Consider the following 24,886-nt stretch of genomic DNA (forward strand, 5'->3'; position numbering starts at 1 on the left):
GCGATCGCGGCGGAATCGCTAGTGCGGCAAGCGACGGCCATCCAGGACTCGATTGACCATGAGTTCACTCAGCATGATCACCTGATGCAGCATCAACAGCGCCCGGCGCTGCGAGTTGTCGACGCCATTGCCGATATCACGCGCCATGTCACTCGCGGCGGCTAACGATTCGCACGCTTCGACGAGCAGGGTTTCTTCGTCCACGGCGGGATCGACCAGAAAGATCTGGCTGGTTTTGCGGGAAGGGATTGAGAGTTTCAGTGCGTCGGGGTTGAGGTAGAAATTGATGGCGCGTTCGGTCGCCTCTTTTATCTTTTGAGGTTCGAGCGTTGGGTCGTACGGGATCGGATCGGCGTCCGGTGGGTTTGGGGTAACTTTGAACATAACAGCACCTCTTTCTTGAAAGAATGAAGAGCCGTCACTTTCGCTACCAAACGAAGGGTGGCGGCCATACGTGGGTTGGTAGACCGGTCAAGACAGAGAAAACCCGGCGCTCCCGGAGGAGCCCCACGCATGGCCACCATAAAGGCAGAGCCTCAAAAAAGAGACTGCCTAAGGTGAAGCCGAACGTTCGTCAAGATACGGGCTACCAAACCCGATCACTGTTTTTTGCAGTGACAGGTAAACGATATAGCCCGCTCCTTAGTCGCGTATGCCAGCAGATTCTGAGGTGCGCGTAGGCAACGGCGCAAGGCGATGTAGCCTTTATGGCGTAACGGTTTGTGTAATTTAAACGCGCCTGCGGCGTTACGTTTAATCAGAGCGAAACACTCATCTCCCATGGTGCGTCGAACATATTAAGGCTGTAATTGCTACACGGTTCAGTTCACGTTTAACCGGATGTGCCTCCTACCCATACATCGAACGACTGCATTCGGCCAGAAGCAGCCATTCCAGAACGGCATACGCAGCAAACAACCACCACTATGAACGCTCACACTTGCAAAAAATGTGAGACGTGGAAAACCTATGGCGAAACTCCCGCCCCCCCTCCACGTCAATATGCCGCTAACATGGCCGCGCTGAATCAGGCAGGGTCACTCGCCTCAGGTAGGATCGTTGTTGTATTCGTACGGTTACTGACATAATGCCGTGCACGATTTGAATTCGTCATGTTCTTATTTTGCAACTTGATTCTAATGTCGTCCCACTCGAAAAAAATCAGCACGACCTCTTCCGGGCTGTCTTGAGCAGATGAATAACGATTAGCGTGCACCATCTTTGTGGGCGATGCGCACAGGTCGCTATATTTTTTGAGTATTTCCTCAAGCGAGGCGCGAGCAGCATCAACTGATATTTGAATTTTATCGCGAACTTTATCGTGTATTCGAGAAATACAGCCGATGTAAACCCGTATTGCGGTTGTCAGTTCAATCTTATCAGGCATTCTATTAATTACAGATTTTTTAAAATCTGGATTTCCATCAAGAAGTTTCTTTTCGGTGAAGACTAGAGTGCGATTTTCCCATAGACGCCCCCCATCGCTTACCGGATAATTCCTATTATCTAAAGTTACCTGACTAACGCATAGACCGGCGTGCTGAAGATGATTTCTCAAGGCTTCGAGAAAAGCATATTCAAAGTATGCGTCGTATTCGCCATGTGTGAGCATCTCAAAAAAAGACTCAACTTCAGTTTTATCTTCGGCTGGCAGGCATCTTTTTAAATGTCTCGGCATATGATCCATGTACATACGAGTCGACGTTAAAATATTTGTGATCCGCCTATTAAATTTTGTGATCTCATCAAACATGTCAGTATAGTCAGCTGAGAACCGCAGCTGATGAGCTAGAGCGCAGTTCAAAAGGTCTTGCTCATATTCTAAATAATTGCAAGTGATTAGCTCGTATTTTTCTTCGACAGCTAAAGCGGCATTCAACGCTGCATTGCATTGCTTAATGTTCTCAAACTCCTCCTTCGATATATCGACTTCAGGATTTCGACCAAGAACATTAATCGTTAAGCAATATCTATCTTGGCTAAGTATCATACACCCTCTTGCAATCGAAAAAATTAATGCTGTAGGTCATTCCCGTGCTTGCAAATTTGAACGCCTAAATATGGCCAGTGCCTGCCGCTCTCGACAGCGGACGGTTGGCTCTTCAGCATTATCTGCAGATAGTAATATTTAACTATTCATTTTATCCGATAGTATTTTTTACGTTTCCAGCACGAACAGCCAATCAGCGTTCGACAAATGACACTATTGTATACTGCGTATGTAATCCCTTGACTTACTTCTGAGGCTGATCTCAATATCTGTAAACTGTTGATTTATACTGTCTATAAAAGAAAATATTTTGGGCTCAAGCATCATCAACATTTCCTCTGTTGGCTCTTCTACAGCTATCCCCAAAGAATGGAAATACGCCAACATATTCCTGCAATGTTGTTCAATTGATCGTATATCACCGGGGATAAAGTTTGCTTGAGTCTCTGCGACCTGCCGTTCAATACTGTTGATAATAATATTGTACGGCTCGGAGGGGATGAAATATGCCTCAGCCGATAGGGGAAATAAAAAACCATAGTATTTGTTAGCATTGAAATTTTCTTGCCTTATACCAGAGTTTGGTCGCGCTACCAGCCCCGAAGTAAAAGTTTTGAATTCAGAGTGCTTTTGAAAATGTCGGTTGTTTTTTTCTGCCTTTACTGAATTTACATAAGTCAGTATGGCGGTTGCCGCTCCGATTGCAGTGAATGCGTAAGCTCCAAACTCAACGCCGATTTTGAAGATTTTTATAGGTTCTTGAAAAGCCTTTGCAGCGAAATCAAAACATCCAGGTGAGAAACAGAATTCTAAAGAATTATTATGAGCTATTAATAGAGTCAGAAATATAGATGTGAGTGTGATTGCGCACAAAACCGCTGCAGAAAAAACGGCTATTGAAAAAATGTACTTTTTATAATTCATGTTCAGCTTTGCTTTTTGTCGGAGTTAGCACTTTCAACTCCGTCCATATTTTTTTTGCTTCATGCTTATAAACTCTCTGCAACAGTATCAACCTGTGCCGAAGGCGATGATATCGTTTCATGTAAAGTGGGGTACTGCAAAAAACGTCGTAGTCCCTCATCAAAGTAGAAAGCATAGTGAGACAGCGCCGAATATCTTTTTGGGACGGAAGGGGTAATATGGATTTTAGTTCTAGTCGATGTTTTTTATATCTTGGATGTCCTGTGCGCGCCAGTTTATTAACTCGACCAGATATGCTTTCATAACGTTTTCTATAGTCAAAGCTTGTCCTCGCATTGGGTTCTCGCGAAAGAATTTTGAGGTTGTTCACCGCAGCCCGGATCGCCCTGATCTCATCTCGCGGAAGCTGGGGGGTTTCCTTGTTAACTCTCAGCCCATGAATTTTGAAAGCGGTTGTTGAAATTGACTCTATACTTGTTTTCGCTTCGTTTACTTTGAACCCTGCATGCTCGATCATTGATACGATAGTGGATTTTGCTTTATTTAGATCTTTATCCTGTATCTCTGATGAGACAGTGATGTCATCAGTTAATCGAGTGTAAGTTAGTTTTTGCCGCTCTAGCCCTTTAACGATCTGTCCCTCAACGTCAAAAAAACACAAGTTTGCTATAAAGCTAGATGTCGGTGCTCCTTGTGGTACAACTCCTTCTCTAGTGCAAATATCTGCTAATGCTTCAGATACTTCGTCGGAATAAAAAAACAACTCATTGAAGATTTTGTACACTAAATCATAATCTATAAAGTCAAAAAATGAAGTTATATCAATTTTTAATATCGTCTTGGCTTTGCAATGTCGTTGTGCGCAGGATATATAGTCCCGAGGGTGTTCTAGATCAGAAATTGAACCGTAAAGGTACGTAGGATATCTGATTTGATTGAACAGCCTATTTTTTATTCTGCGCTGGAATTTTCTTACGAGTGGATGAGGGTCGAAAACGATCCTATCATCTCCATTCTTTTTTTTGAGATGTATTGGCGTGTATCGATTTTTTTCTTCTAAATCTTGAAAACTCTCATACTCGGCCTCACTAAGACCTAGTGCCGCAAGCAAATTATCTATTGAAAAAATTGATTCATTAGTGGTTTTCCTGGGGGCGTATTCATCCATGCTGCTTGATGATCCTTTGATGTATTAGTCCGCTGCCTTCTCGCGAAGGAAAAGAGCAGAGATGCGTACGTTTGAGCAACCCGAAACTGGCTTGCCTCTACCCTACGAGCGGAGCTAATCATTGAGATGGTATCGTCGGTGCGGATTGGTTCCTTGCCGCCGCCAGCCCACTTGGTAATACCTAAAATCAGGCACCACCGCCGTTTCCATATAAGGACACAGCAAGGTATCTCGGGATTTTCTGCTCAAGTGCAACATATGAGCGAAACGCTCATGCCAAATTGACATTACCGCATTCATATTTTTTGTTCAATTAGCTCTTTATACCTTAAGTGAATAACAGGGCGGTTATTCCAATCTTATTAGGTTTTCGAATATTTAAGAGAGCCGCCCACCGATTCAAGCCTGTCATCGGTCATCCGCTTTTGGCCGATAGCGGTGTGCGCCGAATATTAAGCAGGCATTGTAGGAGCGAGCGCAGACCGAAAACGGCGCGGTCATCGGCGGTCGTGGGCTTCGCACGCTCCTACGATCGAAGGAGTCAGGGCTCGGCAGGCCGCTTCAAGTCGGATGCAGTCCCCCACGACAATTATTTATCGATCACTATATCTACATGCGTGCGGTCTGCGGGTAGATTCTTGTGTCGATGGTGTTGCCTAGCCAACATAACGTGCGCTTACAGAGCGCTTGGCATCGCAGTGCACACATTATCGCTGGCTGCTCCTTCTCCTCCTTTGCCGAGACGCTCGAGCCGGTGGTCCAGGAAGCACTGTCCGGACCAAGGCCATGAAAGAAGTTAGCGTTTTTCGGAGGCGGCCAATCGCGCGAGAGGGATGCATCCTTCGCTCGTTACAAACCCTGTCGCCTCCGCCTCCGCCGGCAGCATATATAGAACGTCGAGCGGTAACTCCTTTCCTGCAACACTCAATTCCGCCTTCAGCCGGGACAGAGGCTGGCCAGATGGGCCGACGATCAGAATGTCATAATCGCTGCCCACACCGGACAGCGAAGAGCCAAACATGAAGGACTCGAACTCCTGCATAGACTTGCAGGATTTAAGTAGGTATTTCGCGACTTCACACGCCGTCATTAGCGGTTCCGCAACAGTTCTTTTAACTCGTCCCATTCCATTACCTGGCATCCGAGACTTCGCGCTGCTTCGATGGCATTGTTAGTGGGATGCCCGTTGGGATTGATGTTCCAGGCAATATCGATGGGGCCAAACCTATCCCAGAAGGTGCGAATGGCATCGGCTGTCGGCTCGTACTCCATGATCATGCCTACCCGGAAGGTGCGCCCACTGGCGAGCGTCATCGTGAAGACACGATCAAACTCCCTATCGAGGTTCGTAACGGATCTCATTTGCCGTATAAGCCGATACGCGAAGAAGTAGTCCTTCTGGGCCGCAGTCTTTACGTCGCCTGTGCGAATGGCGGAGCCAAGTGTGCCGGAATTTCCCCAGCCTACTGTGTTGCTTTCTAAATATCTAATCGCCTCGCCTTCCCAGATACACTCCTTTCGATATCCGCATAGGAAATCCATGTCGGGGTAATCTGCATGGTATCTCATTGCTAATTCGGCGTTGATCGCGTAGTCGGCCGAGATAACCGCAACTACGTCGGGCCGGTCAGGGATCGTGATCCTGATAGCGTCATCGCGGATATGCTGCGCTGATGCTGCACCGTGATTAGCCCAAATAAACTTAAGTGCGTAATTCACCTGCCAGCTCATTCGAAGATTCCATCCATTTCTGTGGGATAGCGGATAGCTCCGCCGGCGACACCACAAACGTGACGTTCTGAGAGACCTCGAACATGTTCTTGATATCGAGCGAATGTCTGCCGCTCAGTTTCCGTCATGTGATGCAGGTTCGCCTTGATAATGGCTTGGATGCGGAAATGATTAGGCAGTATGACACCTCGCATCCTCTGCACCCACGTCTTAGACGCTTCAGATTCCGGATCATATTCGAAGCTCGATCCATCAGAGGGCGCGAATTCCTTCCATACGGCCTTGTTTTCGGCCATAGCGGCGACCACAGCGTCTCTAACTTGGCCGCGCTCATCGTATGCACGAATTCCTTGCTTGTTTGCCAAGGCGGCTAGGTGGTTACTTTTCCAACCTAACAATGTACCCCGGCTATATCCGTCGGGATCCTTGTCGATGATCGTATGGCATGTCGGGCACAACAGGATAAGGTTTTCAAAGGAGTCAGCTTCGAACTCTCCCGAGGGCCTTTCTTCATAACGCGGTCCCGATTCTCCGTGCGGAATAACATGAGCCATCTCGGCTATATGCTTATCTCCGCCTATTTCTGCAGGGAATAGAGGCTGGAGGCACTCGGAGCGCTGACAGTGACCGGCAGCCGCCGAAAACAGCCGCAGTTTCGTTTCTGTAGGTATATGTTTGCGAACTGCCATGGTTAGGAGCCTAAAATCTGACGAGACTGGAAGTGGTATAGCAGGTAAAGCTCAAATAGATCATAACGACACATATTGACGCTGAGAGCTGACGAGGAAAACATGCATCACCATCTTAAAGGAGATGACCATGGATCGAGGACCGCTTCTGGCCGATTTCTGCCTGTCGCCACCGCCGGCTATGGATCGAAAACGGCCGCTCACGAATGACTGCTATTGGCCGAAACGAGACCTAGCGGGGGCTACTCCCCCGCATAAATAAATATGGCCGCGTCCTTGAACTAGCGGCCTCTCACCCCTTCTTCCTAAACAGTTTTTCCACGTAGTACGTCACGCTCCACCGATCCTTCGGCCGCGGCTTATAGTGAGTTTTATTCCTCTGCCCCGGCTCCCCACCCACCCCACTCGCCGTGTAGTAATACAGCGCAATCGACCGCCGAGTGATGTGCTCCGGCGTAGTCAACGGCTCCGGATGCCCGTGGTTACTATCCTTATCCGTATTAAAAATCACACACCGGTTATAAACCGGCAGCACCTTCTTCAGGCATTTCTTCATCCCCACATCCCAAAGCTCCAGGTTGCCGCCGTACGCTTCCTGCCAGTCCTCGGTCAGGTAAATAATCACGTTCAACCGTCGCTCTACGTTGAGCTTTTTGTTCAGCCGAAAATCCGAGTGCACGCCCAGGAAGCCGCCGGTTTTGGTTTCGTGTAAACCGCCGCCGGCGAAATAAGGATCTGGAATTAGTCCTTGTATGCCGGTGAGCTTTTCGAGGAATTCCAGCATCGGTGCGGAGTTGAAGGTGTTGAACACGTTCTTCAGGTACGGGCTGCAGGCGTTGGGGCTGATCTGGCGTTTGAGTTGGCCTTTGTAGCCGCGCTCGTAGATTTGTTCGTTGTTGGTCGGTTCGACCGGGAAGTGTTCGCGGATGCTGGCGATGACGTCGGCTTGCAGGAAGTTGTCGATGACGATGTGCGGGAATGGCGTGGCTTGGGTGTATTCGCTGGTCAGCGATTCGCCGAAAGCGCTGGCGGCGTTTTGGTCGAAGTCGAGTTCCGGGGTCTGGGTGATGGGGAGTGTTTGCGTGTTGGCTTGCATTGCCGCTCCAATATTCTTCAAGTCTTTCAGGTCACGTCAAACAGGGCCGGGCGCTCGGCGCGGTGCCGCTGTTTGTGCGCTAAGTTCAGTGGCGAGCAGGTTGCCATGTCGGCAATGGCCTGCCGAGTGTACTTTTCCGAAACGTGCTGTGGCGCTGTAACGACATGTTTCCGGCTGTCACAAACTGGTCATATTTCCTCTGCTAATCTCCTCGGCGCCCTACCCCTACACCCCTGTCCTAGAGCCCCCACACGAAGGTGCCGCCACGGTGTTTCCGACTCCCGTCCGCCAGCAAATTATCCTGCGCTCCGACAACCTCCGTTCGGACGATTTCGGTGCACTTTTTTCGAAGTTGTTTGGTAATCGCTATGCCGATAATCCGCCGCTACCGTCGAACATCATTATTGGTGGGGTTTACGGGCGGCACGATGGTGTGAGTTTTCGGCGGATGCATTATCACGGCGATTTCACGGTGTCTTTTCCGGATCAGCAGGATGAGATTACGTTTGTCATTCCTACGGCAGGCAAGATTGTTTTTAATCATGCGACGGAGTCTGTGGGCGTCACGCAGGTTGGGCTGGCGATTGATAAGGCTGAGATTCGCTCAATGCGGTTTTTTGATGATCATGCGCATCATGGGATTTCGGTGAATCGGCATCAGTTGACGGAGCGTTTGTCGGCGCTGTTGGGTAAACCGATTCTGGGGAGGATTGTGTTTGAGCCGAGTGTGAATCTGGATTCGGCGGCGTTTCAGGGGATCAAGGCGTTGATTGATCTGGCGACGGGCGCAGAGTTTGATGCGTTGATCAACAGCGGGACGTTGATGCCGTCGCGGTTGCGCGAGATGTTGATTGATGCGGTGCTGGAGGCGTGGCCGCACAACTTCACCGAGGCGCTGCGGCGGCCGGCGCCGATGCTCGCGCCACGGCATGTGAAGTTGGCGGTGGAGTTTATTCAGGCGCATCCGGAGCAGTTGGTGAGTGGTGTGGATCTGGCGCGGTTGAGTAATGTGAGTCAGCGGGCGTTGCAGGAAGGGTTTCGGCGGTTTGTCGGGACGTCGATTGTGGCGTATCAGCGGCAGGTGCGGCTGGAGCGGGCTTATGAGGTGCTGGCGCGGCGGGAGTCGGGGTCGGTGACGGAGGTGGCGTTGAGGTTTGGGTTTAGTAATGTGGGGCGGTTTTGTCAGTATTTTCAGGGGGCTTATGGGGTGAGTCCGGCGGAGTTCAGGCATGGTTTTCGCTCCCCGTACTGAAGAGTTCGCGATGCTCTCGCTGAGCCTTTCCATCTTTTTGAAGGCGCAGCGCGCCCAAGCCGCTTTCTTCACGATCTAGCCGCGCGTTGCTGTACATCGACTTACCCAAACGCCGAAATGCTCAAGGAAACCATTAGCCCCTACTGCAATGATGGCGAATTGACTACACTGCAGCGGCACTCATCGAGACGTCTCTACCGGGATTCTCGCGGCATACAAGGAGATATTATGCAACGGACTTATCTATCAGACACTAACGCTGACTATAAATGCCTTGAAGATTACCTATCTAATGGCGAATTCGGCGAGTTGCCGGATAAAGATTCCCACACTTTGCAGCATGATAGTTTAAACAATGCGACGATTTTAGAATTTGTCAGACAAATGAATCCCAAGTTCGTATCTTTAGACTCCAACAACGAGGTACTGAACGGCATTGACGACCTTCTGGATGCTCACATACTGCCAACTCGTTACGACGCACCGACCAGCTTTCACTTACTCGACTCTTTAGTTACAACCCTAAGAACTACCCTGGAACGATTGGATATCGAAACAGAAAACTTTCCGCTTCATGCGACTGTACCAACGGGCATGATTAACGCCATGGTCGTTGATCTACCCTGCTCATCGAAATCTTTTCTGCTTTTTGACTCACAACTATTCACTTTTTGCAATTTAATCGCAAAAATATATGCACAATGCCTCTTCCCCGTTGCGGGTACATACGTCGTTAGCACAGACACTATAAAACAAACGATCGCTAACGATCCGGCCATCGTTATACGGTTGACCGGTTTGCTGGACGCCCTTGTAAGAAATGGAAAACCCGGTACATCAAAACCTTTCCCTGTCGATCCTAGAAGTGTAAGGCTGGCACATGATCTCTGCAGAGGTATGGAACTTTTTATAGTCGCCCATGAGTTCGGCCATGTGTATGCCGGCCATCTCGATACCGCGAATTCGAAACTGCACATGTCTGAGGTTCTTACCGAGATCTCAAGCTCACATAGAAAAGAATATGAAGCCGATTACGCAGCCTTGATTTTCACTACCCATTCCTTAGAACACGAACAGTGGGATTTTTGGCAGATCAATTCTTCTATTAAGCTATTCTTCTCGTCTCTCGACCTGATCAACCGCTATGCCGACTATATTACCAATGGGCCAAACAGAAAATTTACTAGCAAAGAGAGCGAAACCCACCCATCTAATGAAAACAGAAAAAAATCTATCGACTTCGCAATAGGCGAACTAGAAATACCAACTGTGCAACGAGACCTAGCCAGCCACCACGGGATTTTGATTGATGAGGCTACGCATTTGCTTTGGGCCTCTATTACAAAAGACAAAAGCGCACCCGGCAGGAATGATCCCTGCTATTGTGGATCGGGGTTGAAATATAAAAAGTGCTGCTCAGTGTAAACAGCTACTTAAAATAGACCTTCGCGAAGGTCTATTTTAATGTAAGCGATAAGCTAAATAGTGGTTCAACACTGCTAAAACCACAGAAAATTATGGTTTTAAATCCTTGAGGAATTTATACAGCCCAACACCCTGCCTGAAAAATTTCCACTTCAATCGATCATCCTGACGCAAAGATAAAGCAGCGTACAACCCTTCCGGACTATTCAGATTCTCCCGCTTGACCCCTGATATAGCACCAACGGAGAATTCAAGCTGTTCCCGAACGCTATTGTAAGCGATATCGAAAGTTGAATCTTTGATGGGTAATTGAATGGAAAGATATGCACCGTTGACCTCGGTAAAAAGCAGCACCATAGGTAGATTCTGAGTACTTTCCAACTCAAAGAGCTCGATAATTTCGCGATTTTCCTCTGGCTCAACCCAAATGGGCACCATCATGCTCATAGATCCCCCAGGAAATTTAGGGGAACTATGCTCACCCTGCGCCGGGCGGATTGAAAAAACAGCAAAATCTTTCCCGGTGATTTTATTGAATGCCCTCCAACAATCGGCATCACGCAAGACTTTTATGATATTTGGATGCTCATCCATGTATAAAAAAACGCCAAACATTTCAGCGACATCGTGGCTTGATTTGTATTCGTGTACGAGCGTTTTAAATCTACTCATATCGTGTCCATTAACATTGACATATCTTCCGTATCGACGCCTTTGAGTATCGCGCAACTCAAGGGTCACGACTGTTCAATTACCTCTTTTTCGGTTTTGAACGGCGCTATGGTAGTCGTATCTGATTGCTACTCGCCACCGCTGATGTATGGTTCCGGACTCAATAAAACGATGCAAAGCACCAGCGCACCAAATTACTTCAATGCTTAGGGAATAATTCTCTCAATCTCGTGGGCCCGGCCCGACCGCTAGCAGCGCAGCCGAAACCGGACTCCATTAGAAGGCGTAGCTGGCTTTTAAGCCGCCGTTGAAGCCGTGGCTGTCGCCGCCGCCGTTGGCGCCGATTTCTGCGCCCAGGCTCAGGGCGCCGAGGCTGGCCATGACGTTTACCCCGCCGCTGAACTGGTCGCGGTTGTCGAAGGCGGCGCGTTGTTCGATATCCAGCCCCAGCAAGTGGCTTTGGCTGTCGACTTCGTTATCCCCCAGTGTGCGTTCGTAGCCCACTTGTACGCCCGGCACCAGTTGCCATGCGCCCATCGCCACCGGGGCGAAACCGACGTTGAGGTTGGCGACGGCGCTGCGGCGGGTGGCGGTGTTGTCGTCGACGTCGAGGGCCAGTTCGCTGCCCTTCTCTGTGAAGCCGTTGAGGTCGAGGTGGCTGACGCGGAAGCCCAGGCTTGGCTCGAAAACCATGCCGTTGACCGGGGCGCGGTAGCCGAGGGCCAGGGTTGCGCCGGTGAGGTTGCCGTGGGTGTCGCCATTCGCTGAGCCGAGGCCGCCGCCGAGGTCGCGTTTGCTGTCGTAGTCGATGTAGCCGGCGCTGGCGTTGGCGTCGAGGAACAGGCCTTGTTCCAGGCTGGTGAAGCCGTAGCGGGCGCCGACGTTGAGGAAAGTGAAGTCGGTGTCGGCTTCGCCACCCGCACCGCCGACGGTGCCTTTGCTGTAGCCGAAACCGCCGCGTGCGCTGAGTTGTTCGCTGAAGCGTTGGGTGACCCCGACCATCAGGCCTTGGCTGTGTTCGTTGCTGCTTTCGGCGTGGGACGAGCCGTCGGTGCCGAGGTAGCCGGCGAGCGCGGTCGTCCACAAGCGGTATTGGCCGACTTTGAGGTCGGTGCCGCTGGCGAACGGTGCGGCGGCTTGTTCGATCATCGCGTTTTGGCGCAGCAAGTAGCTGGCGGCGTCGGCGTGCACCTGGCCGCCGACCTGGGATTCGACACCGCCGAGGGTGCCGGCGTCGATGGCCGATTGCAGGTAATAGTTGTAGGCGCTGTAGGTGCCGGACAGATTGGTGTTCTGCAATTCGCGGAGCAGTTCGGCGCCGGCAGCGGCGTTGCCGATCAGTCCGGCCTGACCCGGCAGGCTGTTGTATTCGACGAGTTTGCCGCGCAGGACGTAGATGGTTTCCTGCGACAGGCCGAGGCCTTGTTTGAGGTAGTTGTCCATCGTGCCGTATTGCGCGGTGACTTCATCGAGACCGGCCTGCAAGTAGCTGGCTTGCACGCCGAGCAGCGGCCCGTAGACGGCGGCCATGCTTGGCGGCATCGCTTTCAGCGTGGCGGCGACGCGGGCGGCGGTGTAGTCGTTGGTCGCGAGGTAGTTGGCCATGATTGTTGCGTTGTCGACACCGGCGATGCTTTGCAACACGGCGGCGGTCCAGCCGGTGCGGTCTTTACCGGCAGTGCAGTGGAACAGTTGCGCGGCGTCGACGCTGGCCAGCGCGTTGAACAGCGTGCCGAACTGGCTGCGCATGCCGGCGTCGTTGACGAAGGCGCGGTTGGTCTGTTCCATCATGGCCACGGCGTCGGCGGCGCTGTTGAAACTGATGTTGGTGATGTTCGAGCCGGAGGTGGTGGCGCCGATGATGTCGATGTTTTGGTAAGTGGCGCCGTTGAGCATGGTGTCAGGCGTGCCGGCGATTTCGCTCGGGGTGCGCAGGTCGTAGACGGCTTTGATGCCGAGGCTGTTGAGCGTCGCCAAGTCTGCCGCCGACGGCGTGATCGCGTTGGAGCGATAGAACACGCCCGCGCGCATGGTGCCGTCGTGGGCGGTGGAATAGGCAGTGGTGATGCCGGCGACATCGCGGAAGTTGTCGATGCTTTTCAAGCGCGGCGTGTCGAGGGGCACGGACTCGGCAGCGTGAGCAGCGGTGATGGACAGGCTCAGTACGGACAGCGAACACACAAGACGTTGAAACACGGTGCAGCCTCATTGTTTAAGCGTTGGGCTGCTGACTATGCGGAGCGAAGTGATACTGAATATGACAGTTTCGGTTTGTCGCGAAATGGCTGCGCGATTGGGCCGTCTGGTGCGTGATTGGGCTGTGGGGGATTGAATTTTGGGGTGTCAGTTGGGTTGGTTGTTGGCTGGGATACCGCTTTCGCGAGCAAGCCCGCTCCCACAATTGAACTGCGTTCCCCCAGAGGTTATGTGGTTTGCAGGTGGTTTGTGTAGGAGTGAGCCTGCTCGCGATCGCGGTGGTTCAGATATTCAAGGGGCGACTGATCGAGTGCGATCGCGAGCAGGCTCACTCCTACATGGACAGTATGTGTCTGCCGGTTTATGAACACCGCTGAAACCTGTGGGAGCGGGCTTGCTCGCGAAGGCGGTGGGTCAGTGACGGTGATGCTGGCTGTCACGCCGCTTTCGCGAGCAGGCTCGACTCCTACAAAGTCCGCGGTGGTTTGGGGTTATTGGGTGAACCGCACGCCCGGTTTGGCGCGTTCGTCAACGCTGAGTTCGAAGATGTCCGGGCGGGCGTAGTGGCCGACGACGTCGTAGTCGTAACGCGCGCGGATCAAATCATCCGTGTCGATTTCTGCGCTGATCAGGCCGGCTTCATTGCGCAGCGGCCCGGCCAGAACGTCGCCCATCGGCCCGATGATCACGCTGCCGCCGGCGATCAATGGGCGCTCGGCGGGCCAGTTGGCAACGTCCACACCCAACTCGCGCGGCGACGCCTGCACCTGGCACGCACTGACCACAAAACAGCGCCCTTCATGAGCAATGTGGCGCATGCTGACCTGCCACATTTCACGCTCATCCACCGTCGGCGCGCACCACACTTCTACGCCCTTGGCGTACATCGCGGTGCGCAGCAGCGGCATCATGTTTTCCCAGCAGACCACCGCGCCGAGCTTGCCCACCTGCGTGTCGAGCACCGGCAGCGTCGAGCCATCACCCTTGCCCCAGATCAGCCGTTCAGTACCGGTCGGCATCAGTTTGCGGTGCTTGGCGACCAAACCCTCCTGCGGATCGACATACAGCACCGTGCAATAAAGCGTGCTGCCCGCGCGCTCAATCACGCCGATCACCAGATTGGCGCCAGTGCGCGCCGACAAACCGGCCAGCGCCTCAGTCTCGACACCCGGCACATCAATGGCATTGGCGAAATACCGCGCGTACGCCTCGCGCCCTTCCGGCAAGCGATAACCCAATTGCGTACCAAAACCCTCGCCTTTCGGATATCCACCGAGCAGCGCTTCCGGCATCACCACCAACGCAGCGCCGGATTCAACGATGGCCGCTTCATAACTAATAATCTGTTCGAGGGTTTCGCCTTTACCACCCGGCAAGGAGCCGATTTGCAGCGCAGCAACAATTGATTTGGCCATCTCGGTTCACTCCATAAGATCAGGTGTTGCTGATTCTCCGGCCGCACGGGATCATGAATAAAGCCCGATTCACTGCTGAATGATATGAGCCCTATGAATATCGCCACCGTCGACCTCAATCTGCTGAAAGTCTTCGAAGCCCTGCATGAAGAGTCCAGCGCCAGCCGCGCGGCACTGCGTCTGGGCGTGACGCAATCGGCTGTCAGTGCAGCGTTACGGCGTTTGCGCGATGTGTATGGCGATCAATTATTCGTGCGTACCGGGCGCGGTCTGGCGCCAACACTAAAAGCCAATCAGTTGAAACCGGTGGTCAGCGAGGCGCTGAACAAGTGTCGGCAGAGTCTGGCGATGGTCGACCCGACCACGCAGCAGTACGAGGGGCGCTCGGTGACGGTGGGGCTGTCGGATGATTTCGAGATCGCTTACGGCCGGCGCCTGATCGAGGAAATTGCCCGCAGCGCGCCGAAGTTGCGCCTGATCTTCCGCCAGACCCACAGCCAGATCGTCGCCCGCGATCTGATGGAGCGCAGCATCGATCTGGCAATCACCGCCGGCGGTTTTGCCGAGCGCCTGCTCAGTCGTCAGGTGTTAGGCGAAGGCGGTTATGCGTGCTTGGTCGATCCCGCGAGCCTGGCGCCCGGTCAGCAGCAGATCGATCTGCAGGAATTCGTCGCCCGCGAGCACTTGCTGGTGTCGTCCGGGGGATTTATCGGGATTACCGATGAGGGGTTGGCGGCGCTGGGTTTGAGTCGTCGGGTCTGCGCCTCGACCACGCATTTTGCCGCGCTGCCTTATCTGCTCAAGGGCAGCCAGGCAGTGGCGACCATCCCGACGCACTCCGCCGAGAGTATCGCGGCGATCAGCGGGCTGATGTTGCTGCCCTGCCCGCTGTCGTTGCCGCGTTATCCGATCGAACTCGGCTGGCGCACCAGCACACAGATCGATCCAGTGGTGGTGAAGGTTCGCGAGGCGATTGCCGCCACGTTCACACCGGGCTGAGGCGTTACTTGTTCGCCGCCATCAGGCGATTGACTTCACTGCGCACCATGTTGGCGAATTCCGGCGGCGACATCGTGTCCAGTTCCGAGCGTACCCATTCCGCCCATTTGCCTTTGCGCTTGCCGCGCTCGCCGAACAAACGAGCGGCTTCGCCTTTGGCTTTGCCCAGATTGTTCTGCCAGAGTTCGAACAGACGGGATTTCTCGTCCTCGAGCGCCGCGCGCTCAGCGAGGGATTTGTCGGCCAGATTGAAACTCATGGGGATTTATCCTGCTGCGTAAAATGGCGACATCTTACACGCTCGGCGGAAATCTCCTGCGCAGGTTTTGCCTGTTGATCTACATTCAGTGCAACTTTTCGCGCACCGTCGCACTCCATTGATCACGTCCATTCAACTGCAAGGAGTCACCCAATGGCCCGGAAATCCGCCGTGCAAGCCGCCCAGGATCAAATCAAGGATCAAGCCTTCAGTGAGCTTCAGGCGTTGATCGAAGAATCCGACAAACTGCTGAAGAACAGCGCTTCACTGGTTGGCGAGGAAGCGGAAACCCTGCGCGGGCAAATCGCCCAGAAATTGCAGCAGGCACTGGAATCGGTGTCGAGCGTGCGCGACCGTACCAAGCCTGCGGTAGACGCCACCGAAAGCTACATCGGCGGCCATCCATGGCAGACCGTGGCCATCTCGGCCGGTTTTGGTCTGGTGGTGGGGTTGCTGCTCGGTCGTCGTTGATTTCTTAAGACCGAGTTGACGCCATCGCGAGCAGGCTCACTCCTACAGGGGAACGCATTTCAAATGTAGGAGTGAGCCTGCTCGCGATTCGATTCTGAAAGCGCACAAATGTCAGACCGACAGCAGCTCATCAATATGCCGATACTCAGCCGCCAGGCCCGCCGCCAATTCCCGCGCCCGCCCCAATCGAATCGGCCCTCGCTCGATATCGATCAACAGCCCCGGACACGCCAGCGCCGGTAATCCCGTCCACGCCTTCAACCGCCCATCCGTCACCACCAGCAAGCGCTGCTGCTCGGCCGGAAAACGCTTGCGCCGCACCACCAGCCATTCCTTTGCCTCTGCCAACGCTGCCACCAACGGCGTGCCACCGCCGGCGCCCAAAGCATCAAGCCAAACGCGCAAGCCACTGGACGCTTTCAACCCCTGCACCTGCCACTTCGGCGCCGAGCCGCTGGCCGTCAGCAACGCCAACCGCGCGCGTTGGCGATAAGCATCATCGAACAGTTGCGCGAGCAGACCTTTGGCATCGCTCAAGGCCTGATGCCGGCGGGTAGACGCCGAGGCATCGACGATCACCAGCCACAACTCATGCGGCGTACGGGTGCGCAGTTGAAAGAGCAAATCGGCGCGAGTTTGCGGGCGGCCGTTGAGCAGCGTCGCCGGCCAGTTCACCGACACGCTGCGAGCGGCGTGGCGTTTGCCTTGGCGTCCGTTGTCCAGCCGACCAGCGCGGGGTCTGGCATTCGCCCCCGCGTCGGATCGGGGGCGAATGCCTAGGGCTTTTTTGGCCAGCTCGGCACTTCGCGGCGGGCACCGGTGGCGAGGGCCGGCGCCGGCATATCGCCCCACTGCCCCTGCCCTTCGCTTGGTTCGGATTGAGCATTGCTCGGCGATTGCGGTGGTTGTTGCGGACTCGACGCGGACTGCTCACGACGGCGATGGCGCAGTGCGAATTCAGCAACGGCGTCGATATCCGCTTCGCTGATCGCCTCTGCACCGCGCCATGCTGCATGCGCCCGAGCGGCGCGCAGCCACACCAGATCCGCGCGCAAACCGTCGACACCGGCAGCGAAGCAACGCTCAGTGATCTGCGCCAGTGCGGCGTCGTCCAGCGGGATGTTGGCCAATGCACTTCGCGCATGTTCGCAACGCTCGCGCAGGGCTTGTTGCTGGGTTTCCCACTGCGCGCAAAACCCTTGCGGATCGCTGTCGAAATCCAGCCGACGCCGAATGATTTGCCCGCGCTCGGTCGGCGCGGTGTGGCCGCTGAGGGCGACGTTCAAACCGAAACGGTCGAGCAATTGTGGACGCAACTCACCCTCTTCCGGGTTCATCGTGCCAATCAGCACAAACCGCGCCGAGTGGCGATGGGAGATGCCGTCGCGCTCGATCAGGTTGGTGCCGCTGGCGGCGACGTCGAGCAGCAGATCGACGAGGTGATCGGGCAGCAGATTGACCTCATCGACGTAAAGCACACCGCCGTCGGCCTTGGCCAAAACGCCGGGAGAAAATTGCGCGCGGCCATCGCTGAGGGCCGCGTCGAGGTCGAGGGTGCCGACCAGACGTTCCTCGGTGGCGCCCAGCGGCAAGGTGACGAACTGGCCGCTGGCGAGCAGATCGGCGAGGCCACGGGCCAGGGTCGACTTGGCCATACCGCGCGGGCCTTCGATGAGCACGCCGCCGATTTTCGGGTCGATGGCGGTGAGGCACAGGGCGAGTTTCAAGTCATCGGCGCCGACCACGGCGGAGAGGGGGAAATGCGGGGTGTCGGTCATCATCATTACTCGGTCATGGTCGGTGAAATGCTTTTAATTGTGGGAGTGAGCCTGCTCGCGATGGCGGTGTGTCAGCCTACAACGAGTTAACTGACACACTGCTATCGCGAGCAGGCTCACTCCTACAAGGAATCGCACTAGATATTTTCTTCTATGTCCAACAACAGATTCTCCAGTGCCTCTTTATAAGCCCCCGGCTCCTGCCACATCCCGCGCTGCTGCGCCTCTAGCATCCGTTCGGTCATATCACGCAGCGCATGCGGATTATGCTCGCGGACAAAATCCCGCGTCGCCGGATCGAGCAAATACGCATCCGCCAGCAACGCGTACTGGTGATCATCGATCAACTGCGTCGTCGCATCAAACGCGAACAGATTGTCGACCGTCGCCGCCAATTCAAACGCGCCTTTGTAGCCGTGCCGCTTGACCCCGTCGATCCATTTCGGATTGGCCGCCCGCGAGCGAATCACCCGGTTCAGCTCTTCCTTCAACGTACGGATCTTCGGCAGATCCGGCTGGCTGTGATCGCCGTGATAACTGGCCGCCGCTTCGCCGCGCAAGGTTTCGACGGCGGCGAGCATGCCGCCCTGGAATTGGTAATAGTCGTTGGAATCGAGCAAGTCGTGCTCGCGATTGTCCTGATTCTGCAGCACCGCTTGCACCTGGCTCAGGCGCTGGACGAATTGTTCGCGGGCGGCGGTGCCTTCGTCGGAACCGCCGTAAGCGTAAGCGCCCCAGTTCAGATAAACCTCGGCGAGATCGTCGCGGCTCTGCCACAAGCGACCGTCGATGGCGCCCTGCACGCCCGCGCCGTAGGCACCGGGTTTGGCGCCGAAAATCCGCCAACCGGCCTGACGTCTTGCGGTGTCTTCGTCGACGCCCGATTGCAGCAGCGCCTCGCGTTCTGCGCGGACTTTCGCCGCCAATGGGTTGAGGTCATCCGGCTCATCCAGCGCGGCAACGGCTTGCACGGCGGCGTCGAACAGGCGAATCAGATTGGCGAAGGCATCGCGGAAGAATCCGGAGACGCGCAGCGTGACGTCGACACGCGGGCGGTCGAGCAGGCTCAGCGGCAGAATTTCGAAATCGTCGACACGCTGACTGCCCGTCGCCCACACCGGACGCACGCCCATCAGCGCCATGGCTTGAGCGATGTCGTCACCGCCGGTGCGCATGGTCGCGGTGCCCCACACGGAGAGGCCGAGTTGGCGCAAGTGATCGCCGTGGTCTTGCAGGTGGCGTTCGAGGATCAGCGTGGCCGACTGGAAACCGATGCGCCAAGCGGTGGTGGTGGGCAGGTTGCGCACGTCGACCGAATAGAAATTGCGCCCGGTGGGCAGGACGTCGAGACGACCACGGCTGGGTGCGCCGCTGGGGCCGGCGGGCACGAAGCGGCCGCTGAGGGCGTCGAGCAGGCCACGCATTTCGGCGGGGCCGCAGGCGTCGAGGCGTGGGGCGACGACTTCTCGCAGATTCTCGATGATTGCGCAGACCTCCGCCCAACGCGGTTCCTGTAGGAGTGAGCCTGCTCGCGATAGCGGTGTGTCAGTAAAATCAATGTTGGCTGACACTCCGCTATCGCGAGCAGGCTCACTCCTACAGGGGGGTTGTAGTGTTTCGGAGATTAGGGTTGTGGCGAAGATTTCCAGGCGTTCGCGGGTGTCGCCGGAGGTGCGCCAGGATTCGTCGCTTTGTGATTGCAGCGCTTCAGGACGTGGGCCTGTCCATGGCTCGGCCAACGCACAATCGAGTGGATCGAAACCCAGTTCGAATGCCTTGGCGAGTGCTCGCAATAGGCTCGATTGCGCGCCTTTGCCGTCGCCTCGTGGAATCCGCAGCAACGCCAACAAGGTATCAATGCGCAAGCGCCCCGTCGGCGACTCGCCGAAAATATGCAAGCCATCGCGAATCTGCGATTCCTTCAGATCACACAAATACGTGTCCAGACGCGGCAACCAGATCGCCGCATCGGCATCGCTGTTCAGCCCGGCATCAAGCTGCAACTCACGATCAATCTGCGTGTCGCGCACCAGTTGCAGAATGTCGCGCTGCAACTCACGCGCGCGGCGCGGATCGAGCAGTTGTGCCTCGTAATATTCGTCGGCCAACAGTTCCAGATTGCGCAGCGGCCCGTAGGTTTCGGCGCGGGTCAGCGGCGGCATCAGGTGGTCGATGATCACCGCTTGCGTGCGCCGCTTGGCTTGGGCGCCCTCGCCCGGGTCGTTGACGATAAACGGGTAGATATTCGGCAGCGGCCCCAGCAGCGCGTCCGGCCAGCAGTTCTCCGAGAGCCCGACGCCTTTGCCCGGCAGCCATTCGAGGTTGCCGTGCTTGCCGACGTGGATCACGCCGTGCGCGCCGTAGGTGTTGCGCAGCCAGAAATAGAACGCCAGATAGCCGTGCGGCGGCACCAGATCCGGATCGTGATAAACCGCGCTCGGATCAACCTGATAACCGCGCGCCGGTTGAATGCCGACGAAGGTCAGACCGAAGCGAATGCCGGCGATCATCATGCGGCCGTCACGGCACATCGGATCGTTTTGCGGCGATCCCCAACGCTGAATTACCGCCGCGCGATTGGCATCCGGCAGTGCGTTGAACATCGCTAAATAAGCGTCCATCGCCAGACTTTGCTGGCACGGACGCAGGTCAATGGTGTCGAGATCGTTGCTGACGCCACCGAGCAATTGCTGGATCAACTCGGTGCCGCTGCCCGGCAATTCTGACGAGATCGGATAACCCTCGGCCTGCAACGCGCGAAGAATATTCAGCGCCGCCGCCGGGGTGTCGAGGCCGACGCCATTGCCGATGCGGCCATCGCGCGTCGGGTAGTTGGCGAGAATCAACGCGATGCGTTTTTCAGCGTTCGGCACCCGCGCCAGATCGATCCAGCGCCGCGCCAGTTCAGCGACAAAATCCATGCGCTCAGGTTGCGCGCGATAGCAGACCACATCGGACTGACTGCGCTCGCTGCGCCACGCCAGATCCTTGAAGCTGATCGGCCGGCTGATGATGCGCCCGTCGAGTTCCGGCAAGGCAATGTGCATCGCCAGATCACGCGGGCCGAGGCCTTGCTCGCTGTCGCGCCAACCGGGCTCGTTGTCCTGCGCGCAGATCGCCTGAATCACCGGAATGTTGCGGCGAAACGGCCGTAAATGCGGCGCTTCGGGGCTGGACTGGGCGAAACCGGTGGTGTTCAAAATCACCCCGGCCTCGACTTCATCCAGCCAATCCTCGACCACCGCGAGGCAGCCGGGCTCTTTCAAACTGGCCACCGCAATCGGCAGCGGATTAAGCCCCGCTGCCTGCAAGCGCTGGCAGAACACATCGATGAACGCGGTGTTCGCCGCTTGCAAATGCGAGCGGTAAAACAGCACTGTCGCGACCGGTTCCTCAGGCAGCCATTCGGCTTGCCAGTCACTCAGTGCAGCGGTGTTTTTAGTCGGGTGGTAAATCGCCGTGCGCGGCAGGGTTTGCGGCTCATCCCATGCGTAATCGCGGGCCAGCCAACGGTTGGCCATGCAACGAAAGAAATCCAGTGCATTGCCCATGCCGCCCTGACGCAGGAATTGCCAGAGGCGGTCGCGATCCTCGGCGTTGACGGTGCTCAAGTCGCTGAGTTCTGGATCGGGCCGGTCATCGCCCGGCACCAGAATCACCTGCACGCCGCGTTCGGCCAACTCAACCAGACGCTCGACGCCATACCGCCAATAGGCGATGCCGCCGTGCAGCGAAATCAGGATCACCTTGGCGTGGCGCAACACTTCATCGACGTACAAATCGACCGACGCGTGATTCTGCACCTGCATCGGATTGGCCAGCCGCAGGCTCGGATAATCCTCAGGCAACTGCTGCGCCGCTTCGGCGAGCAGCGCCAGACTGGAGTCGCCGCTGCACAGGATCACCAGCTCGGCGGGGGTTTGGCCAAGGTCGGCAATGTTGTCATCCGAGACGAAACCGCCGGGCTGAGTCCTGAGCAGGTGCATGGTTTAAACGCTGAGCGCGGCGCGCAGTTGCGCTTCGAGTTGGGTGGCGTCGAGTTCCTGACCGATCAACACCAGACGCGTGACGCGCGCTTCATCGGCGCCCCACTGACGGTCGAAATGCTTGTCGAAACGCGTGCCCACGCCCTGAATTAACAGACGCATTGGCTTGTTCGGAATGGCGGCGAAACCTTTGACACGGAGGATGCCGTGCTTCACCACCAGTTGCGTCAGGGCGTCGAGCAGCAGGCTTTCGTCGGCTTGCGGCAGTTCGATGGAGATCGAATCGAAAGCGTCGTGATCGTGGTCATCGTGGTCGTCATCGCCTTCACCGTGATGGTGGTCGTGATGGCTGTGGCGGCTGTCGATGTGTTCTTCGGAACTGGCGCCGAGGCCGATCAACACGTCGAGCGGCACACGGCCGTTACTGGCTTCGATGATTTTGACGGCGGGCGGCAATTCTTCGGCGACTTCAGCGCGAACGCGAGCGAGGTCTTCCGGGCTGGTCTGGTCGGCCTTGTTGAGGATCACCAGGTCGGCGCTGGCCAGTTGGTCGGCGAACAATTCGTGCAGCGGCGACTCGTGGTCGAGGTTCGGGTCGAGTTTGCGCTGCGCATCGACCTGATCCGGGAACGCGGCGAAGGTGCCAGCGGCCACAGCCGGGCTGTCGACCACGGTGATCACCGCATCAACGGTGCAGGCGCTGCGGATTTCCGGCCACTGGAAGGCTTGCACCAGTGGTTTCGGCAGGGCCAGGCCCGAGGTTTCGATGAGGATATGGTCGAGGTCGCCGCGACGGGCAACCAGTTCGCGCATCACCGGGAAGAACTCTTCCTGAACGGTGCAGCACAGGCAGCCGTTGGCCAGTTCGTAAACGCGGCCAACCGCTTCTTCTTCGCTGCAGCCGATGGTGCATTGTTTGAGGATTTCACCGTCGATGCCCAACTCGCCAAACTCGTTGACGATCACCGCGATGCGACGGCCCTGCGCGTTGTCGAGCATGTGCCGCAGCAGCGTGGTTTTGCCCGAGCCGAGGAAGCCGGTGACGATGGTGACGGGGAGTTTGGCCAGTGTTTTCATCGGTATGCCCTTTGGCAAGCGGCGGGCATACGGGACGAGAACCGGCAACGCGCGTGCGTGCCCGGAGAGTTCGCCACCGGATCACCCCGCCCGGTTGAAATTGAGAATCTGTGACGAGGCAGGTCTCCTGGCTGACGGCGTTCAGGCGCGGGGCCTGGCGTTGGCTGCGCCTTCCCGCTGGCTCATGGGTTGAGCTGGCAGTGGCGTGGCAGCGAACAGCGCCGTTCACAGTTGCGGGGGCAGCCGCGGCATTGACCGCGTTCCCTTCTTAGCTTCGGCGTGGGCCGAAGAACCTCGAATGCGCAAGGCTACGCATCGGGTGGTGACCGGTCAATGGGGTTGGGTTTTGGTTATGTGAGCCTATCCATTGCTTCGGTGATGGCTGCTGGCGGTTTCGCTCTTACAGCGACTCACTTTTCCAGACGCCGAAAAGTAAGCAAAAGGCTTGGCCCCGGCGTACGGCACTTCGCTGAGGCTCAGTGTTCCCTCGCTACGGTGTCCATCCGGGGACATCGCCTACGGTTTGCTTCGCTGCACCTCCTCTCGATGTGTGCGGCTGCGCCGCACGGCGCTACGCGCCTGATCCCCGGATGGACACCTACGCTCGGCCTGCCGAAGGGGCTGAAAATCAAAAGCCAGATCAAAATCAACAGCCAGATCAAGATCAAAGGCCCCTCACCCTAGCCCTCTCCCGGAGGGAGAGGGGACTGATTGCGTGGATTGGGAGAGGTACGCCGACGTGGAATACCAAGTCGAACACACATTTTGAAAAGCCCACCAATCGGCTCCCTCTCCCTCGGGAGAGGGCTGGGGTGAGGGGCAGCAACAACACAAATCAAAAGCCGTGCACGCCCCGCTCCTCACCACTCAATAGGCCGAGTGTCAGCTCGCCTGCTCTTGATCTTAGAGCCCGTCGGCAGGCTGAGTGGAGGGATTGATCCGGGGGTGGGAGCGCAGCGACCGTTTGGCGCAGCCAAACACAGCGAGAGGAGGTGCAGCGAAGCAAACCGTAGGCGCTGCCCCCCGGATCAATCCCGCAGCGAAGGAACCCGAGCCCTAGCGAGGGCCGAACGTCAGGGCAAAGCCTTTTCGGTTACCTTTTCGGCGTTTGGAAAAGGTGACTCGCCGTAAGGGCGAAACCCTAAGCCGCCGTTACCGCAGCAACGGATATGCCCCCCATCCAATTGACTCAAATCCCCCCTCATGCTCTCCTACACAACTTGTTACGGGTGCCCTTCACAGGGTGAAACGGGAAACCGGTGAATCATGTGCTTTACTCAAGCCATGTCAGTCCGGTGCTGCCCCCGCAACGGTAAGCGAGCGAAGCGTCAAAACCACTGTGCCCAAAAGCATGGGAAGGAGACGCTTGCAGGTCGGCCTGACGCCAACCCCTCGTGAGCCCGGAGACCGGCCCTTAACACACAGCGCGCACCTCGTGCGCAGCTGAACATAACAAACCCGCGGTGGGCGGGCGCTGTTCGAACCTCTGCGAGCCCGACCCGCAGGGGTTTTCATGCGCTCAAATCACCCACTGACACTCCAGAGGGAAGCGCCATGTCGATCATCAGCAGCACCGGCAGCAACACGGACAAAATCGCCAGCACCGCCACACTGAGCCAACGCCTGACCGCCGCGATCTTCGCGTCGATCCTCGGCGCCGGCCTGGTCTACTTCGCCGGTTTCTCGCACATCGAAGCGGTACACAACGCCGCCCACGATACCCGCCACAGCGCCGCGTTCCCGTGCCACTGAGACCTG

Annotated in this window: 21 protein-coding genes and 2 riboswitches; of the genes, 5 read left to right on the plus strand and 16 right to left on the minus strand. The window is 56.1% G+C overall.

Annotated features, from left to right (window positions below; genetic code table 11):
* Positions 1-18 precede the first annotated feature (18 nt).
* From ACIP66_RS04080 to ACIP66_RS04115, 8 genes are all read right to left on the minus strand, one after another.
* Positions 19-384 carry a DUF6124 family protein gene (locus ACIP66_RS04080; RefSeq protein ID WP_400645666.1) on the minus strand — a complete coding sequence of 122 codons (366 nt, stop codon included), beginning with the start codon at positions 382-384 and terminating at the stop codon, positions 19-21.
* A 643-nt stretch (positions 385-1,027) separates the two neighbouring features.
* Positions 1,028-1,990 carry a hypothetical protein gene (locus ACIP66_RS04085; protein WP_400645668.1) on the minus strand — a complete coding sequence of 321 codons (963 nt, stop codon included), beginning with the start codon at positions 1,988-1,990 and terminating at the stop codon, positions 1,028-1,030.
* Positions 1,991-2,203: 213 nt separating this feature from the next.
* Positions 2,204-2,914 carry a retron Ec48 family effector membrane protein gene (locus ACIP66_RS04090; RefSeq protein WP_400645671.1) on the minus strand — a complete coding sequence of 237 codons (711 nt, stop codon included), beginning with the start codon at positions 2,912-2,914 and terminating at the stop codon, positions 2,204-2,206.
* Positions 2,904-4,082, minus strand: coding sequence for a reverse transcriptase family protein (locus ACIP66_RS04095; RefSeq protein ID WP_400645673.1), 1,179 nt, complete (start codon positions 4,080-4,082; stop codon positions 2,904-2,906). The genes ACIP66_RS04090 and ACIP66_RS04095 overlap by 11 nt, the downstream gene beginning before the upstream one ends.
* Positions 4,083-4,878: 796 nt before the next feature.
* Positions 4,879-5,172, minus strand: coding sequence for a nucleotidyltransferase domain-containing protein (locus tag ACIP66_RS04100; RefSeq protein ID WP_400645676.1), 294 nt, complete (start codon positions 5,170-5,172; stop codon positions 4,879-4,881).
* Positions 5,172-5,813 carry a hypothetical protein gene (locus ACIP66_RS04105; RefSeq protein WP_400645678.1) on the minus strand — a complete coding sequence of 214 codons (642 nt, stop codon included), beginning with the start codon at positions 5,811-5,813 and terminating at the stop codon, positions 5,172-5,174. The genes ACIP66_RS04100 and ACIP66_RS04105 overlap by 1 nt, the downstream gene beginning before the upstream one ends.
* The gene (locus tag ACIP66_RS04110; protein WP_400645680.1) at positions 5,810-6,502 is read right to left on the minus strand and encodes an HNH endonuclease; all 693 of its coding nucleotides are present in this window, start codon (positions 6,500-6,502) and stop codon (positions 5,810-5,812) included. The genes ACIP66_RS04105 and ACIP66_RS04110 overlap by 4 nt, the downstream gene beginning before the upstream one ends.
* A 292-nt stretch (positions 6,503-6,794) precedes the next feature.
* Positions 6,795-7,598 (minus strand): 2OG-Fe(II) oxygenase, encoded by an 804-nt coding sequence (locus ACIP66_RS04115; RefSeq protein ID WP_400645683.1) that lies wholly within the window; start codon positions 7,596-7,598, stop codon positions 6,795-6,797.
* A gap of 268 nt (positions 7,599-7,866) precedes the next feature.
* Here ACIP66_RS04115 and ACIP66_RS04120 point away from each other — a divergent pair, with 268 nt between their 5' ends.
* On the plus strand, positions 7,867-8,850 hold the full coding sequence (locus ACIP66_RS04120) for an AraC family transcriptional regulator (RefSeq protein WP_400645685.1): 984 nt from the start codon (positions 7,867-7,869) through the stop codon (positions 8,848-8,850).
* Positions 8,851-9,078: 228 nt separating this feature from the next.
* Positions 9,079-10,275, plus strand: coding sequence for an SEC-C metal-binding domain-containing protein (locus tag ACIP66_RS04125; protein WP_400645687.1), 1,197 nt, complete (start codon positions 9,079-9,081; stop codon positions 10,273-10,275).
* Between the two features lie 90 nt (positions 10,276-10,365).
* Here ACIP66_RS04125 and ACIP66_RS04130 read toward each other — a convergent pair whose 3' ends face one another.
* The 3 genes from ACIP66_RS04130 to ACIP66_RS04140 form a co-directional block, all read right to left on the minus strand.
* Positions 10,366-10,947 carry a hypothetical protein gene (locus ACIP66_RS04130; RefSeq protein WP_400645690.1) on the minus strand — a complete coding sequence of 194 codons (582 nt, stop codon included), beginning with the start codon at positions 10,945-10,947 and terminating at the stop codon, positions 10,366-10,368.
* Between the two features lie 276 nt (positions 10,948-11,223).
* Positions 11,224-13,143: a tyrosine-protein phosphatase gene (locus tag ACIP66_RS04135; RefSeq protein WP_400645693.1), complete on the minus strand. Its 1,920-nt coding sequence runs from the start codon at positions 13,141-13,143 to the stop codon at positions 11,224-11,226.
* Positions 13,144-13,634: 491 nt separating this feature from the next.
* Positions 13,635-14,558, minus strand: a complete 924-nt coding sequence (locus ACIP66_RS04140; RefSeq protein WP_400645695.1) for a carbon-nitrogen hydrolase family protein — start codon at positions 14,556-14,558, stop codon at positions 13,635-13,637.
* Positions 14,559-14,642: 84 nt separating this feature from the next.
* Here ACIP66_RS04140 and ACIP66_RS04145 point away from each other — a divergent pair, with 84 nt between their 5' ends.
* Positions 14,643-15,557: a LysR family transcriptional regulator gene (locus ACIP66_RS04145; RefSeq protein WP_400645698.1), complete on the plus strand. Its 915-nt coding sequence runs from the start codon at positions 14,643-14,645 to the stop codon at positions 15,555-15,557.
* Positions 15,558-15,561: 4 nt separating this feature from the next.
* On the opposite strand, the gene ACIP66_RS04150 is transcribed toward ACIP66_RS04145, so the two are convergent.
* The gene (locus ACIP66_RS04150; RefSeq protein WP_053120827.1) at positions 15,562-15,816 is read right to left on the minus strand and encodes a hypothetical protein; all 255 of its coding nucleotides are present in this window, start codon (positions 15,814-15,816) and stop codon (positions 15,562-15,564) included.
* Between the two features lie 153 nt (positions 15,817-15,969).
* Between ACIP66_RS04150 and ACIP66_RS04155 the strand changes: the two genes are divergently transcribed.
* The gene (locus ACIP66_RS04155; RefSeq protein WP_008088645.1) at positions 15,970-16,287 is read left to right on the plus strand and encodes a YqjD family protein; all 318 of its coding nucleotides are present in this window, start codon (positions 15,970-15,972) and stop codon (positions 16,285-16,287) included.
* A 111-nt stretch (positions 16,288-16,398) separates the two neighbouring features.
* On the opposite strand, the gene ACIP66_RS04160 is transcribed toward ACIP66_RS04155, so the two are convergent.
* The 4 genes from ACIP66_RS04160 to cobW all read right to left on the minus strand — a co-directional run bounded on the left by ACIP66_RS04160 (position 16,399) and on the right by cobW (position 23,128).
* On the minus strand, positions 16,399-17,082 hold the full coding sequence (locus ACIP66_RS04160; RefSeq protein WP_400645973.1) for a VWA domain-containing protein: 684 nt from the start codon (positions 17,080-17,082) through the stop codon (positions 16,399-16,401).
* The gene (locus ACIP66_RS04165) at positions 17,064-18,065 is read right to left on the minus strand and encodes an ATP-binding protein (protein ID WP_400645701.1); all 1,002 of its coding nucleotides are present in this window, start codon (positions 18,063-18,065) and stop codon (positions 17,064-17,066) included. The genes ACIP66_RS04160 and ACIP66_RS04165 overlap by 19 nt, the downstream gene beginning before the upstream one ends.
* Positions 18,066-18,202: 137 nt before the next feature.
* Positions 18,203-22,051 carry a cobaltochelatase subunit CobN gene (gene cobN, locus ACIP66_RS04170; protein WP_400645704.1) on the minus strand — a complete coding sequence of 1,283 codons (3,849 nt, stop codon included), beginning with the start codon at positions 22,049-22,051 and terminating at the stop codon, positions 18,203-18,205.
* A gap of 3 nt (positions 22,052-22,054) precedes the next feature.
* Positions 22,055-23,128, minus strand: a complete 1,074-nt coding sequence (gene cobW / locus ACIP66_RS04175) for a cobalamin biosynthesis protein CobW (RefSeq protein ID WP_400645706.1) — start codon at positions 23,126-23,128, stop codon at positions 22,055-22,057.
* A gap of 99 nt (positions 23,129-23,227) precedes the next feature.
* A riboswitch (cobalamin riboswitch) is annotated at positions 23,228-23,440 on the minus strand.
* Between the two features lie 898 nt (positions 23,441-24,338).
* Positions 24,339-24,559, plus strand: a riboswitch (cobalamin riboswitch).
* A gap of 123 nt (positions 24,560-24,682) precedes the next feature.
* Between cobW and ACIP66_RS04180 the strand changes: the two genes are divergently transcribed.
* Positions 24,683-24,880, plus strand: a complete 198-nt coding sequence (locus ACIP66_RS04180) for a CbtB domain-containing protein (protein WP_053120833.1) — start codon at positions 24,683-24,685, stop codon at positions 24,878-24,880.
* Positions 24,881-24,886: the final 6 nt, after the last annotated feature.

It is taken from the genome of Pseudomonas sp. NPDC088429, assembly GCF_044753305.1.
Classification (GTDB): Bacteria; Pseudomonadota; Gammaproteobacteria; order Pseudomonadales; family Pseudomonadaceae; genus Aquipseudomonas; species Aquipseudomonas rustica.